Annotated in this window: 11 protein-coding genes; 7 read left to right on the top strand and 4 right to left on the bottom strand. The window is 39.3% G+C overall.

What is annotated here, in order from left to right; all coding sequences use genetic code 11:
• Positions 1 to 395 precede the first annotated feature (395 nt).
• The 4 genes from NV381_RS32690 to NV381_RS32705 all read left to right on the top strand — a co-directional run bounded on the left by NV381_RS32690 (position 396) and on the right by NV381_RS32705 (position 5,949).
• A complete protein-coding gene (locus NV381_RS32690) occupies positions 396 to 779 on the top strand; it encodes a hypothetical protein (protein ID WP_258217504.1) in 384 nt (127 codons plus the stop codon).
• A gap of 197 nt (positions 780 to 976) precedes the next feature.
• Positions 977 to 2,671 (top strand): SWIM zinc finger family protein, encoded by a 1,695-nt coding sequence (locus NV381_RS32695; protein ID WP_258217505.1) that lies wholly within the window; start codon positions 977 to 979, stop codon positions 2,669 to 2,671.
• Positions 2,668 to 5,703 (top strand): DEAD/DEAH box helicase, encoded by a 3,036-nt coding sequence (locus NV381_RS32700; RefSeq protein ID WP_258217506.1) that lies wholly within the window; start codon positions 2,668 to 2,670, stop codon positions 5,701 to 5,703. Before NV381_RS32695 ends, NV381_RS32700 begins: the two co-directional genes overlap by 4 nt.
• Positions 5,704 to 5,715: 12 nt before the next feature.
• Positions 5,716 to 5,949, top strand: coding sequence for a hypothetical protein (locus NV381_RS32705; RefSeq protein WP_258217507.1), 234 nt, complete (start codon positions 5,716 to 5,718; stop codon positions 5,947 to 5,949).
• Between the two features lie 216 nt (positions 5,950 to 6,165).
• Here NV381_RS32705 and NV381_RS32710 read toward each other — a convergent pair whose 3' ends face one another.
• The 4 genes from NV381_RS32710 to NV381_RS32725 are packed head-to-tail and all read right to left on the bottom strand — an operon-like array spanning position 6,166 to position 12,407.
• Positions 6,166 to 8,640 (bottom strand): O-antigen ligase family protein, encoded by a 2,475-nt coding sequence (locus NV381_RS32710; protein ID WP_258217508.1) that lies wholly within the window; start codon positions 8,638 to 8,640, stop codon positions 6,166 to 6,168.
• Positions 8,633 to 9,739, bottom strand: coding sequence for a glycosyltransferase (locus NV381_RS32715; protein ID WP_258217509.1), 1,107 nt, complete (start codon positions 9,737 to 9,739; stop codon positions 8,633 to 8,635). The genes NV381_RS32710 and NV381_RS32715 overlap by 8 nt, the downstream gene beginning before the upstream one ends.
• Positions 9,740 to 9,759: 20 nt before the next feature.
• Positions 9,760 to 10,905 carry a glycosyltransferase family 4 protein gene (locus NV381_RS32720; protein ID WP_258217510.1) on the bottom strand — a complete coding sequence of 382 codons (1,146 nt, stop codon included), beginning with the start codon at positions 10,903 to 10,905 and terminating at the stop codon, positions 9,760 to 9,762.
• Positions 10,906 to 10,907: 2 nt separating this feature from the next.
• Positions 10,908 to 12,407: a sugar transferase gene (locus NV381_RS32725; protein WP_258217511.1), complete on the bottom strand. Its 1,500-nt coding sequence runs from the start codon at positions 12,405 to 12,407 to the stop codon at positions 10,908 to 10,910.
• Positions 12,408 to 12,682: 275 nt separating this feature from the next.
• On the opposite strand from NV381_RS32725, the gene NV381_RS32730 reads away from it, so the two are divergent.
• From NV381_RS32730 to NV381_RS32740, 3 genes are read left to right on the top strand one after another with little or no spacing between them, the layout of a single operon-like run.
• The gene (locus tag NV381_RS32730; protein ID WP_258217512.1) at positions 12,683 to 13,762 is read left to right on the top strand and encodes a mannose-1-phosphate guanylyltransferase; all 1,080 of its coding nucleotides are present in this window, start codon (positions 12,683 to 12,685) and stop codon (positions 13,760 to 13,762) included.
• 40 nt (positions 13,763 to 13,802) lie between these two features.
• The gene (gene gmd, locus NV381_RS32735) at positions 13,803 to 14,780 is read left to right on the top strand and encodes a GDP-mannose 4,6-dehydratase (protein WP_258217513.1); all 978 of its coding nucleotides are present in this window, start codon (positions 13,803 to 13,805) and stop codon (positions 14,778 to 14,780) included.
• A complete protein-coding gene (locus NV381_RS32740; protein WP_258217514.1) occupies positions 14,780 to 15,700 on the top strand; it encodes a GDP-mannose 4,6-dehydratase in 921 nt (306 codons plus the stop codon). The genes gmd and NV381_RS32740 overlap by 1 nt, the downstream gene beginning before the upstream one ends.

The raw sequence follows: 15,700 nt of genomic DNA on the forward strand, positions 1-15,700 counted from the left end.
GGAGATACGGGTTGCGGCTCTTGAAACTCCTCAATCAATTAATCGATCTATCTCAGCACCAACAAAACCGCTCAGTTCTAAATCAGCTCCAGACGCTATAGGCGAGAGAGTGCTTCTTCATCCCATACTCCAGATACCTAGTTATGGAGAGACAACCACCCGATTTAGATGTGGTGCAAATTATCAACTGATACATTCCCAGACCGCCAAGCAGCTTGGCGGTCTTTCTTCAGGCGTGCTTCCTCGCAGAATGATAAACACAGAGACCTCCTTTAGTTCATTGAACATATATGAGTTCCCTTTGCTCTGAAGCTGCAAAATTCGTCAAACTTCATGATATTAATCTAACGTAATAATGGAGCCTATGTTATAATAAATCATGGGAGCATGATGGCATGGAGGAACTGCTGAACCGAATATTAACTGAGCTACAGAATGTCAAATCATCAGTTAATCGTTTGGAAACCAAAGTAGATCAACTCGACGCAAAAGTAAATCAATTGGATTCAAGAGTGATTCAACTAGAAGCAAGATTCGATCATCTTGATTTAAAAGTGGATAGAATGGAATTGAAAGTGGATCGTTTGGAGACCAAGATAGATCGTCTTGAAACCAAAGTAGATCATCTGGAACGCAGCATAAGCGAGCAGCATATCGAGAATATTGAAGCTGATAATCGTCTGCTTGAGACCATTAGGACAACTAATGAAAGGCTGGATTATCAACGCGATAAAATATCTCGTACCGAAGAACAAATATACTTGCTGAAACAAAAGTAATACCTCCTAGAGTTGAACCTCCTGGCAATCCCAACTTACCCAGATATCGTTAATACACTCCATGAAGATGGAGTTATGAAACAGACTTCCCACAATTCACTAGAATTGTACAGAAGTCTATTTTTGTTGAAGTCTGTTGAAATTTACTTATGATATAATTAAATTATTTATTTGTAATCTACGGAGGATTTATTATCATGTTAGAGTTAACCTATAAAACTCTATTTCAAAATATACGCCCCTTCTTTTCCTCAACTATCTTGAGAAGAGGTTGGGAATATTTTCGGGAAGATATGGTGGAACGATTCCATATCGACAGCGACTCAACAGTTCAAGCGATAATCTATGGCTCAAATTTATATAAGGTTAGACTTGATATGAAACGATTTTCTAGCAGCGAATGCAGTTGTCCTTACAATGGTTATTGCAAGCATATGGCTGCAGTTATATATGAGGCGGTTAGACAAGCGGGTTTACAGCCGATTCAATTTTTAACACCTGACCGGAAGCTTATTATAGACTCAAAACCGGCAGCCAATAACAAGTCCGCAGACACCTTGGAACCTGTGCAAGCAGAGATGGATTTAGGCGAGTTTCAGGTAGTAACCTCAACCTCCAATAGAGGTATTTCCAATCCTGGTACACCTGTATATGCAGAAGTAGCACCCAAAGCTGTTAAGCGAGTAACTTTCCCGAAGGAATCAGGTTCTGTAGCGGATTGGCATTTGTACTTTGATAAGAAGTTTGGCAATTATGCCATCTACAGTTCTGGAGCTTTAGATAAGTTTTTTCTTGAGGTTTCGACTAAGCTGTTGGTGTTTGGAGAAGGCTGGAGCCCTCTAACCTTGGTCTTGTATGAGATACATGTTCTACTGTTCACAATGAAACGAGCAGATGAGTTACAACAGCAGATGGAGCGAAACTATTCCTATCATTCTCATACATTCGGACAAGGTTTACGCAATATTTCGAAGCAGTGTTATGAACGTTTTATTGCACTCGATTCACAAAGTATTACTGCGGAAGTATGTAAATTATACCCGAATCATCTGCGAGAGACGGCATCTTTTTTATCCGTATACGGTTCTCCAATCCATAGTTCGATGATGCCCTGGCGAGACACCTATAACTTACTATGGTGGGGGATTTTGAGGGACAAGAACAGGATCCGTGATGAAAAGATTCGACTTGAGTTGGTATTAAATCACCCACAGATAAATCCTAGACAGCAGCAAGACATAAGTATGAAGCTGGCTCTCTTCGACGTGATAGAAGGAAATGATGAGCAGGCCATGCAAAGGACAAAAAAACTGGTGAACAGACAGCCAGGCTGGTATGTCTTTTTTCTGCAAGCTCTTCTGTCCAATCAGGATTGGGACCGATTAATTCACTGGTTGAAATGGCTTCGTCCTTTAGTCCAGTCATCGGGTACTTCCCATATGGAGCTATATTTTCACTATTGGCAGGAAGCGGCTAAGCATCAGGAACTCGAAGAGGAATGGCTCGGTATCGTCTGTTCTATGCTGCCGTCCAGCTTTACGTATTATTCCGGATATTTATTGAAGCACCAGAAGTATCGGCAGTGGATTGATCTTCAGATGATATTTGAACGAACTCCTTTTGAGATAGAAAAAGAGAGCTTGAAGCTGATTGAAGCGCATGATAAGAATCTGCTCTTACCACTTTATCACTTTTCCGTAGAGCGATTTATATTACAGAAAAACCGTGTTGCCTATAAGAGCGCTGCAAGGCTCTTGAAAAAGCTGAACCAATACTACAAGCAGTTGGGGGAACTGGAGTACTGGAATCAATATTTGCTGCATATTAAGAAACAATTTTCCCGGTATCGTGCTTTTCAGGAGGAATTACAGAAAGGAAAGCTTATCCAATGATTAGTCTTGAGATTATGACCCTTAGCGCAGTGCGGCAAACGAATGGAGATTTTCACTTTACAGGAATAGGAAAAGAGAAAACTTTACTATCCACGAATGAGCTTAGAATTCGCTTGTTTGCTTGGCACAGGCATTCTTTTTATGGAGCTACATTAGGAGGTAAAGCTGCATACGAGGACAATCTAGGCCTTTATTTATCGCCCTATACGGCATTACACTATTTGGCTTCCGACTCTGCATCGCTCCATGGAGAAATCAAATGGGAAGCAACACTTTTGGTATTGAAAAAGGCAGCTGTGATTTTCATGGAGGCCTTGTCAGAGGGCTGGTTTATTCCTTCGTTCGACGACTGGAAGCAGGGAAGGACAGGATGGAAGCTGTTGCTTCCCAAGGAGAAAGAGCCTGACTATGAACAGCTCTTGTATGATGCGGAGCAGCTAGACATTACCTACTTGCGAGACTGGTTTCAAAGTGCTGCCAACGAGTTGCTGCAAGGTACAAAGAACACCAAGGAAGCATGGGAAGAACTATGTACGGAGAAGCCTATGCTGGATCACTCTGAACTGGCTGTAAGTGGCGGTCAAGGGGGATACGTAGTATCGAACATAAATCAAGAGGAGAATAAACCCTTTGATTTGTTTGATGAAGAGGAATGGCTTGTTTCAATAGGCTGGAAGCAAGACGATGTCCCATTTAAAGTCTGTATCCAATTGGTAGTGCCGAACGTTGAGCTAGAGTGGAAATCGCCGAAGGCTGATGGGGAATGGCATCTGAATGTGCTTCTTCAGGATAAACATGACTCTAACATGCTATATGAGATTCAAGAGACCTATTTACATAACGGCAGCATTCCAAAAGATTTACCGGAACATTGGCGTAGATTTTACGAAGAAAGGTTAACTAAGGATATAGGTAAGCTGCTTCGAATTGTTCCTATGCTTAACCTCTGCGATAGTCAGTTGGGCTCAATGGCAACAACTTTAACGGATGACTCGGCCTGGATGTTTATGGAAGAAAGCAGCTTGCTTTTATTGAAGGCGGGTTATTCTTTATTACTGCCCTCTTGGTGGGAAGAAGTGAGAATGCTCAGGCCTAAGCTCAAAGCGCAGTTAAAGTCTTCTGTTGGTTCTGGACGCGAATCTTTGGTGGGGCTCGGGCAACTGATGCAATTCGATTGGAAGATAGCCATAGGTGGTATGGAGTTGTCAGAAGATGAGTTCATGAAGCTTGCTTCCGAGAAAAAAAGGATGATGTTCATTCGCGGCAGATGGATTCAATTGGACCCGGCCTTTTTGGAGCAAATCCGCCAAGCGATGAAGAAAGTCGATAAAAAACGCGGGATATCCTTTCGCGATGTACTGCAGCTGCAGCTTCTTGGTGGTAGAGATTCTGAGCCTGGAGGTTCGGGCGAATCATTAGATGCTGACGGAGCATTATACGGACGATTGCAAATACAAATTGAACTAAATAAACATATGCGGAAGCTGATGAATCAACTGCAGCAAACCAAGCAAATCCCACAGGTCCAACCCCCAGCTTCACTTCATGCAGATTTGCGCAGCTATCAACTGGATGGACTTTCCTGGTTATTGTTCCTTCGCAAATGTGGGCTGGGAGCTTGTTTGGCCGATGATATGGGGCTTGGTAAAACCATTCAGTTTATATCGTATTTACTCCAAATCAGAGAAGGTAGCCCAAGTGCATCGAAGAAACAGGGAACTGTTGAATTGGCTCTACCTGCTCTCCTCATCTGTCCGACTTCCGTGTTAGGCAACTGGCAAAAGGAGCTTCAAAGATTCGCTCCAACACTGCAGATTCATCTGCACTATGGTTCTCAGCGGGCCAAAGGTGATGCCTTTATGGAATCTATCCGTGGAGCTGATCTGGTTATGTCCACCTATTCCTTAGCTCAAATGGATGAGGAAGAGTTATCAGGGGTGCAGTGGGATTGCATTTGTTTAGATGAAGCGCAAAATATTAAAAATGCCTATACCAAACAATCCGCTTCAATACGCAGGCTGAAGGCCAATCATCGTATTGCGCTGACCGGTACACCTATTGAGAATAGGTTAACGGAGCTATGGTCGATTTTTGATTTTATCAATCCCGGTTATTTGGGCAGCTTAAAGTCATTTACTCATACGTATGTGAATCCTGTTGAGCGGGACAGCGATGTACAGTTAACGGGGCAGGTTCAAAAACTGATCCGTCCTCTGCTGCTGCGCAGGGTCAAGAAGGATCCTGCCATTCAGTTGGATTTGCCGGATAAGAATGAAATGAAAGCATATGTTTCGTTAACCGTGGAGCAAGGGGCTCTATATGAGAATGTGGTCCAAAGTCTTATGGATAAAATTGATACATTAACCGGTATCGAGAAAAAAGGGCTTATTCTGGCTACCTTGACTAAGCTGAAGCGAGTATGCGACCATCCCGCATTGCTGCTTAAGGAAAACGGGCAGGTCACATGGGAAGACCGTTCTTCCAAAATGATGCGATTGTTTGAAATGATAGATGAGCTAAGAGAAGAGGGGGACAAATGTTTAATCTTCACCCAGTATATTGAAATGGGACATATGCTTCAAGTTGCCTTTGAGCAGGTACGAGGAGAGCCGGTTCAATTTCTGCATGGGGGTGTGCCCAAAGCTAAACGAGATGAAATGATTGAGAGATTTCAGAACTCGACACTTCCGAAGGAGCAGCAGTGCAGTATTTTTATACTATCCTTGAAAGCAGGGGGAACCGGACTTAACCTTACTGCGGCCAACCATGTCTTTCACTTCGATCGCTGGTGGAATCCGGCAGTTGAGAACCAAGCGACTGACAGAGCTTTCCGTATCGGGCAGACCAAAGATGTGCAGGTTCATAAATTCGTGACCTTGGGTACATTGGAGGAGCGAATTGATGAAATGATTGAGCGCAAGCAGGGGCTCAGCCAACAGATTATTGGGACCGGAGAGAACTGGGTTACGGAAATGTCTACGGATGAGCTTAGAGAGCTATTTGTGTTGCGACAAGATACTTTGGGGAAGTGAGGTAGTGGGTGAATGGAGGAAAGTCAGCCTAAAAGAGCTGCTGAAGCCAGTGAACTTATGCAAGAAGATCAAATAGCTGAGATAGACGAGGTAAAGAAAGCGCGCGGCCCCAGAAAAATGAAAACGACCATTGCCGAGGATTATATGCTTCAGGTTAACTTGGACACAAGCCCTCACATCAAGAATATGTCTCAGCAGTGGCAGAAGTTATATGCAGCTATGTCTGCCGCGGCTAAGAAGAAGTAGTTTGTTGCTGTAGATGATGGGTGTGGTGTTATACCTTCAATTGGAATTAAATAAATCCAGAAGTTGCTGATCTCATGATGATTAGCAGTTCCTGGATTTATTTTTTAGTGAAGTCTATGCTACGTTGTAACCTAATGTCCGAAGATTACATTATACATAAAAAAGACCCGATACCAAGTATCAGGCCTACATAATTTAGCTTTTACATTGTTTTATCTAAAAGGCCGCACTGGCCAATTTGCTGATTTCTTCACGCTCTTTAGGGTCTTTGGCAACTAGCTTATCGAATAAGGCTTGGTCATTTTTATTTTGCTTCTGCAGGGCTGTGAGGTACCAACGGGCGATTTCCTTATTTGTAGTGTCGTCGAATTGATCACTGACATACCCCTTCAAATAAGAAATAGCTGCATCGTAATTACCTCGGATGTACTCGATTTGACCCAGTCGAAGGGACATATTTTTCGTTACATTAAACGCACGGCCTTGAACCTGTTCTTTAGGTAGACTTTCGAGTTCTTTCATTTTATTTAAAATTTTATCATGAATAGTGAATGCATGGTTCCAGTATTTGGTCTTAGAAGCATCATCTTTTTGCATACGTGCTTTCTCTGCCAGAGACATATCGAGATCAATACTTCTCTCATACAAGCTGATGTCCCATGGGAAATTGTCTATTTCTGCAGTTGTCAGCTCTTGCGCTTTGGCTAATTGGTCTTTAATTAAATAAGATTGTGTTTCTTGCTCGATGCGGTATCGGTTATGCGGTTCACTTGTTTTCAATCGGTTTAGAAGTCCACTCAACTCTGTGTAATATCTCTCATCTTTTGTCTGTTGGAAAGCTTGAAGTAATATGCTTGTTTTAAAAAGTGTATAATCAGGATGATTATTACGAATACTCAACGCTTTATCTAAAGGGGTGAATATTTCATCCACGGCTTTGTTGCTGTTGGCGGCTGCCGTTGCTGTACGAAATAAACTGTTAGCACTTAAGTTTTGAGCGGATATAAAGAACATAATGACTGATAAAACTAAGAGAACTGATGGATAAATTTTATTAATATAAGACACTTTCTCATCTTTGATGAATCGTAGTTTAGGTATAATAGTAACATGAGAAACCATGGCGCCTAAGCTTAAAAAGACAACAATACCTAAAAATACATAACTTAGATCAAAGTCAATGATGCTATGGACCAGCAAAGATACAGCAAGTATATAAAATACGTGACGATCTGAGCTGCTTTCTTCAGCTTTTAGTTGATGGCGAATATATAAGCTGAACAAATAAATGAGGAAGCCGATAAGTATTACAATACCGACAATGCCTGTTTCTACAAGATACTGTATAAAAAAGTTGTGAGCTTGCCGGCTTACATAGGGATTGTTTTGATATTTTTCATAGAGAGCAGCCCATGCGCCACCACCGGCTCCTACAACAGGATAGTCTGCTATAAGCTTCACCGCATCTTTATAGAAGGTTCCTCTTTCTAGAACGCTGTGCTGATTAAAGTTAATGTTTTCTATACGATTTTTCATGTAATCAGGGAGCAAATTGGTGGCACCTGTGTTTCCAAACAACAAGAACATGCCCAGGCTACCAATAATTAGCGCGGCAGCGGGTAACAAGATATTGGCAAACTTAATTTTGATTTTGGCATCCAGTACTTTTTGAACGGCATGAAATGCATACTTATGTAGTACCCAGATAATAACCGCACAAATAGCTGAAGCACTTATGAACGTCCATAACCCAACTGAAGTGGAGGATAAATCCTGTTTAAAAGCTTGCTCCCCAATGATGGTTATTTTATCAAGAATTAATAGAGAGATTATTAACGCTATGCCTAGATAGATGAAGAAGAAGATCTGTTTAGTCAGTTTCATGAAAGGGAGGACCAAAAGTATTACAATTGGAAGTACAACGATTCCACCCCGTGATATTGTTAGAAAGAATGAAAGAATGATTGGAACAAGCATAAATGCATTAATTAAAATCGCTTGCGGCTTCTTGCTGGATAGTATTAAGTAAACGGCACCAAGGAGCAGAGCAATTAGGAAGGCAGCATATGAATTGGCATACTGGAAGGTAGACGTTAGCCTTAATTGGTTCTCGGCCGACATAACCGCGTCCTGATACTGCAATCCATCACCTGGCAGCTCAACAAACCATTGAATCATTTTAGCTGCAAATTGCTTGTAGCCTACCCAGTTTAAAACTCCAAACCAAACGATCACATACCCCGAACCCATTAAGCTATAGGTTAAGACTTTGTTGCCAATTTGCCCTCTGCATAAATAAATACCTAAAATAAAAAAAATAGCATAGATCATTTGAATATATAACATATTGGTCGCAAAGTAGCTTGAGGCCTCCGAAACTTTAGCTAGCAAATAACTAAGCGGAAGCAGCCAGATCACAATACTAAGAATATCGCGATGATCACGCAGCTTCCAGTTGTAGAACAGATAGATGGATGCCACAATTAGAACGATAAATCCCCACACTATTGAACTGTAAATAGGTCTTTCAAAGTCAGCTGTATTCCCATTAAAAAGAGCTTTTTGAAACGGAGCCCACAACAAAAAAATCGAAGTAAAGCCCATTAACAACCAAAATAATAGCGAGGTCTTTTCTTTATCCGTTTGCTCTTGCTTGACCGTTTTTTTTCCGTAAACATATTTTTCACTCATGGGAAAGCTCCTTTTTATTAATGGCGGCGTTGATAAAGTCTAACATTTCTTGTTTGAAACGAGTTTCATTAAAACGATTGGCGTGTTCTCTAATGATTTGGGAGTCGAAGTTGATGGTATCGAATTTTTTTACGGCTTCTATGATAGCCTCATGAGTAGATTCCCGGAAGAACACCCCTGTTACATTCTCAACTACAGTTTCTAGAGCACCGCCTTTTCCATATGCAATAACAGGTCTGCCGCTAGATTGCGCTTCGAGTGGTGTAATACCAAAGTCTTCTTCCCCAGCGAGTATGAATCCTTTGCACCTGGAGTAGTAATCTACTATTACATCATCGGGTTGTATGCCCATAAATTTAATAGTTGGACCAGCTAGAGACTCCAGTCGTTTGCGGTCGTATCCATCTCCTATGATGACAAGGGGCTTATTTAATTTATTAAAAGCTTCAATTGCAATATCAATTCTTTTGTAAGGAATCATTCTTGAAACAATTAAGAAAAAGTCTTCGATTTTATCCGATGTTTGAAAATTGTCATAGCTTACAGGTGGATAAATGACCTCAGATGTACGTCCATAATATTTAGCTATCCTATTAGAAATACTGATGGAGTCAGCAATGAAATGGTCTACCCGCTGAGCTGTCAGTTGATCCCACATACGAATTTTATGTAGGATGTAAGGAAGAACTTTACGGAAAATGGGATTTTTAACATCTTCTTTGATGTACTGATGATAGAGATCCCATACATATCTCATGGGAGTGTAGCAGTAACAGATGTTGAGTTGATTAGGATTGGTTATAACACCTTTTGCAAATGCACTGGAGCTGGATAGAATGACATCATACTCTCTCAAATCGAATTGCTCAACGGCAATGGGAAAAAGGGAAAGCATCTTTTTGTAATGATTTTTTGAAAAAGGCAGGGATTGAATAAAAGAAGTATGAATATCTGCTTTTCTGAAACGTTCAGGCATCCTGTTGAGATCAGCTACCATTGTATAAATGGGTGCATCCGGGAACATATCCATGAAGCATTCGAGGACTCTTTCTGCACCTCCATATTGATTTAGATAGTCATGAACAATTGCTATTTTCATGGTGTACCTCTTTCTATAAACTACTTATGGCCAAGTGCTTTTTCATAAACTTTTTTGGTTTCCGCTGCTGTCTTGTCCCATGTAAAAAGCTTGGAACGTTCTAATGCCAGTTGAGAATAGCATTCCCTTACCGCGGCGTCAGATACCATTTTGTAGATTCCTTCAGCCCATGCGGTTGAATCCTCTGGCGGCAATAGCATTCCGGCTTCCCCAATTATTTCGGGAATGGAGGAAACGTTGGAGCCAATTACTGGCGTCCGACATTGCATGGCTTCCAGAAGTGGCAGTCCGAAGCCCTCATAGATGGAAGGCATAACAAAAACCGAAGCTGCGCTGTAAAGTCCAGGCAGGTCTTCATCATCTATAAAGCCCGTAAATATTACCTCTTCCTCTAGATGATGTTCCTGCACCCAGTCAAAGATGGGGGTAAACTTCCATCCTTTTGCGCCTACGATAACAAGTTTCTCTGAACAGCCGAAGTTCTTTTTAAGTAAAGAGAACGCTTTGAGAAGCCCTAATAGGTTTTTTCTCGGTTCCAGTGTACCTACAAATAAAATAAATTTTTCAGGTAACTGGTATTTTTCAATGATGGGTGCTGTATGCTGAACATATTGAAAGCTCTCGTCAGCCGCAAGATGAACGACATCAATTTTATCCTGATGAATACTCAGGAGTTCAATAATATCCTGCTTAGTTTGTTGTGAGTCAGCGATTATCCGGTCACATTTCTGAGCACTATAAGGGACCCATTTGCTATGGTGTTTCAAGATCCGATCACTCGTCGCTTCAGGATACCTCATGTAGGCTAAATCGTGAATAGTGATAATATTCTTTGCTTTGAGTGTTGGTGTAAGAGTGAAATTAGTGCCATGGAATATGTCAGCTTTGGATTTAGTTAATATATCATAAGGCAAATTATAGAGAAAATTCGGCTCACACAATCTGCGAATCACTTTATAAGGGTATATGCTATTTATTAAATGAAGATGAAAATCACGTTCTATTTCTAAAACGTGATCTTCACGAATAGATTTTGCTATTCGGTTAAAGGCTAAAAATAAATCTATACTCACATCTTTTGATAGCTCTTTACTTAAACATTCTGTGTATCGAGCTATTCCTGATCGTGCTCCTAATAAAGGTTGGGCATCTAAATAAACATTCAAAATTAATAAGCCCCTTCCCCTTTTAGAACTACGGGTATGGTCTTCAATAAAATCTTAATATCAAAAGCAATGCTCCAATTTTCAATATAATAAATATCTAAACTCATCCATTGTTGAAAGGACAAGTCACTTCTGCCACTTACCTGCCATAATCCGGTTATGCCTGGAAGCACCTCGAGTCTTCTCCATTCCCAATCACTATAACGCTCAACTTCGTAAGGAAGTGGTGGACGAGGGCCAACTAAGCTCATATTACCTAATAAAACATTAAAGAGCTGAGGTAATTCGTCAATAGAGTACTTTCTGATAAACTTTCCTATTTTCGTAATTCTCGGATCGTCTTTCATCTTGAAGGCTATTCCATCCACTTCATTTTTATTTTCTAATTTTTTAAGAAGCAGATCCGCATCCGAAACCATAGACCTGAATTTTAACATTGAGAATGGCTTACCATTTCTTCCAATTCGCTGTTGTTTATATATAATACTTCCTTTGGAGTCAAGCTTTATTGCAATAGCAGTGAGAATATATATAGGAGATATAAATAATATCAGAAGTGATGAGGCTATCATATCCATACATCTTTTGGCAGCCAGTCCTAGTCCCCGCATAGGGGTTTTAACGAGAGTAACCACAGGTAAAGAATTAATATTACCAATTTGAACGGTGCTCATAACCAAATTATATAAGTCCGGAATGATTTTAATATTAATATCCAGCTTTCTTAAGTCAGTGATGAGCTTATTTACTAATTCTCTTTCAGAAGGAATTGTAATAATGATTTCTTCAACAAGGTTATTTTTTAAAATCTCATTTATTTTAGATATAGGACCTAAATATTTATAGTGCTCAAAATCATCCTGCTCATTATCATCTACGAATCCTACAATGTGGTAACCTAGATATTTGTAATGAGTAAGTTCATCCATTAGAGATTTTCCGAATTTCCCTGCTCCTACAATAACTACGTTTTTACTTAGTGTGCCTTCTTTAGCGAGACGAATATAAATTAATCGTTTGATACTTCTAACAATAACTGAGGACACAATAGCAGTGATCCAGTAGCTTGCAATAACAATCCTCGATAAATCTATATACTTGAGCAAAAAGCTGGCGCCTATGGTAATTAGTATGGAGAATGAATAAGCTTTAGCAACTTTAAATAATTCATCAGCTAGACCTGATTGAGACCTGAAGCGAAATATTTTATAACGATATACAAAGAAGATGTAAATGGTTGAAGAAATGACGAAGAAAATTAAATAATTAACAAAACGCGGGGAACCCATGTCCCAAAAAACAATATCTCGATCGAATTCTTGTCCTATGCGATATTCATAGAGATAGAAGAATACAAATGCAATAACTATTGCCTCTAAAGCTATAAATATAGAAGCCAGGGCTGTTGAATATAATTTTTTGGTCCCAAGTTTCTTATTGATTTCCATTGTAGGAATAAAATGTTCTTTTTTGTTTTTTTGTGTAGCATAAGAGTAATTCATCAGTGCAGTACCTCCAAAATTCGACTCCTCATTTGATTTTATTCGTTAACGGTTATAAAAACAACTTTAGATATTACCAGTTAATTAAACTGGTCATTTTTTTTGTTACTTGCTAACATTAATCTTATTAGAAAACTTTCTAAAACCATTATACTATTACAATATGGTGAAAAAAACAATTAATTCCAGAAGAATTGCGTTGTCGTATTTTGTTGCGTTATAATGATATAGTTGTAGAGATTCTGTGATTTATGTCGAGAGGTGGAGGGGAAGATATGACCATTACCGCGGTAATAATGGCAGGTGGTAAGGGCGAACGCTTCTGGCCCAAGAGCCGAACTAATTTGCCTAAGCAATTTTTAAATATTTCAGGTAATAAGTCTATGATTCAACAAACAATAGGAAGACTTGAGAAACTAATAGATATTACTCAAATTTTTATAGTTACAAATGAACTTTATGCGGAATTAATTCATGCGCAGCTTCCTAATTTACCTTTAGAAAACATTATTATCGAACCGGTTGGTAGAAACACAGCTCCCTGTGTAGGGATAGCTTCTATCATAATTGAAGAAAAATTTCCGGACAGTACCATGGTAGTTTTACCATCCGATCACATTATTGAAAATGAAGAAGGTTTTATCAAGATTTTGGAAACGGCTGTTGAAGTGTCCCAGAATAACAGTAATTTGGTTACCTTAGGAATAAAACCTACGTACCCCGAAACTGGTTATGGGTATATCGAAAGTACGAAAGAGATGGAAATTATTAATGAATTGGAAGTACACAAAGTAAGTAATTTTGTGGAAAAACCCAATCTAGAAACAGCCGAGAGTTATCTCTCTTCTGGCAATTTTTTCTGGAACAGTGGGATCTTTATTTGGAAAACAGCCGTTATACGGAAATATATAAAGCAGTTAATGCCAGATATGCATGATATTTTGGAAACTATGAAAACTGCATTTTCTACTTCAACCAATAGGAATGATATTATAAGATCAGAATTTTATAAAATGCCTGATCAATCCATCGATTATGGAATTATGGAAAAAGTTAACAACATCTATGTGATTCCATGTATATTTGGATGGGATGATGTTGGTAGTTGGACTGCTTTAGATCGAATTAACGAACATGACGAAAATGGTAATGTGATAAAAGGTAATATACTTAATCTGGATACTAAAAGATGTATTATTGAAAGTAATGGCAAGTTAATAGCTACATTAGGGGTTGAAGACTTAATTATAGTCGATACTGAAGATGTAACATTAATTTGTTCAAAAGACAAAGCACAAGAAGTAAAAGTGCTTTTAAAAGAACTCAGAATGCAAAAACTCGATAAATACTTATAAAAAATCGCATTTTAATTATACTGTAGGGAGAAAAATAATCATGACTAAATCTGCACTAATTACAGGCATCACAGGGCAAGACGGATCATATCTAGCTGAATTATTGCTATCAAAGGGATACAAAGTTTATGGATTGCGCAGAAGAACCAGTGTACCTATTCTCGAAAACATTGAGCATATCAAAAATGAGATTGAATTTATCGAAGGAGATCTTTTAGATGCAGGGTCTTTAATAAATGCTGTTCGTATCTCAAATCCGGATGAAGTCTATAATCTTGCTGCGCAATCCTTTGTGGGCACCTCTTGGGATCAGCCGGTTACTACAGGAATGGTGACAGGTATTGGTGTAACCAACATGCTAGAAGCAGTTAGATTAATCAAGCCTGACGCTAGATTTTACCAAGCTTCAAGTAGTGAAATGTTTGGAAAAGTCGTAGAAACTCCACAAAAAGAAACTACACCATTCTATCCTAGAAGTCCATATGGAGTAGCAAAAGTATACGGCCACTGGATCACAGTAAACTACCGTGAAAGCTTTGACATGTTTGCTTGCTCCGGTATTTTGTTTAATCATGAATCCCCGCGCCGTGGCGTTGAGTTTGTTACTCGTAAGGTTACTGATGCAGCGGCAAGGATTAAATTGGGACTACAAAAAGAACTTCGAATGGGTAACCTCGATGCCCAGAGAGATTGGGGCTTCGCAGGCGATTATGTAAAGGCCATGTATTTAATGTTGCAGCAAGACAAACCTGATGATTATGTAATTTCTACTGGCGAAATGCATACGGTTGAGGAATTAGTTGATATTGCCTTTGGCCATGTTGGTCTCAATTGGAGAGATTATATTGTAGTGGATCCTAAATTCGTCCGTCCAGCTGAAGTGGATTTATTACTTGGTGATTGCACAAAGGCGAAGAACGGTTTGGGTTGGAAGCTTGAGGTTGGATTTGAGCAGTTAGTGACTATGATGGTTGAGAGTGATTTGAAGAAACTACAAGCAAAACAGGTTGTGGTTTAATGGCTAAAGTCTTAGTGACAGGTTCTTCAGGTTTTGTTGGCAGTTATATGGTGGAGCATTTTAAAAACACTGATGTTGAATTAATTGTAACAAGTCGCACAGTGACTAACCAGAATACCGTGAGGTTAGACTTGAACGACAAAGAAAGTGTTATAGAAGTGTTAAGAGAAAATAAACCTACTCATATTGTTAATTTAGCAGGTCAAAGTTCGGTTGGTTTGTCCTGGAAACATAAACAGACAACCTTTGAGGTTAATATGTTGGGTATTATGAATTTATTAGATGTGGTTTTAGAATATATACCCGATTGTAGAATTCTTTCAGTTGGATCATCAGAAGAATATGGCTTAGTCAACTTAGGGGATTGTCCAATTCCAGAAACAAACGTACTTAATCCACTAAGCCCTTATGGACTAAGTAAACTATCTGCAGGTTATCTTTGCATGCAGTACGCAAGATCATACGGAATTAATGTGTTTCATACACGTACCTTTAACCATATTGGAGTCGGACAAAATCTTGGGTTTGTCACTCAAGATTTCGCGAAGCAAATCGCTGATATTGAAAAGGGCGATCAGGAACCAATTATTAATGTAGGTAACTTAGAAGCAATAAGAGATTTTACCGATGTTCGTGATATAGTAGAAGCGTATGAACTATTGCTTTTCAATGCAGAAGGTGGGGAAATTTATAACGTTTGTTCTGGAAAGGGTTTAAGAATTATTGAAATATTAAATATTTTAATTTCTAAGTCAAAAGCAGATATTAACATAGTACAAAGTACTGATAAAATGAGGCCTGCTGATGTACCGATTCTTATTGGAGATAATTCCAAGTTAATAAGTACCACTAATTGGAATGTGAAACACACCATAGAAAATTCGTTAGAGGAAATACTAAATTATTATCGAGAAAAATAG

Source organism: Paenibacillus radicis (ex Xue et al. 2023) (assembly GCF_024722015.1).
Lineage (GTDB): Bacteria > Bacillota > Bacilli > Paenibacillales > NBRC-103111 > Paenibacillus_S.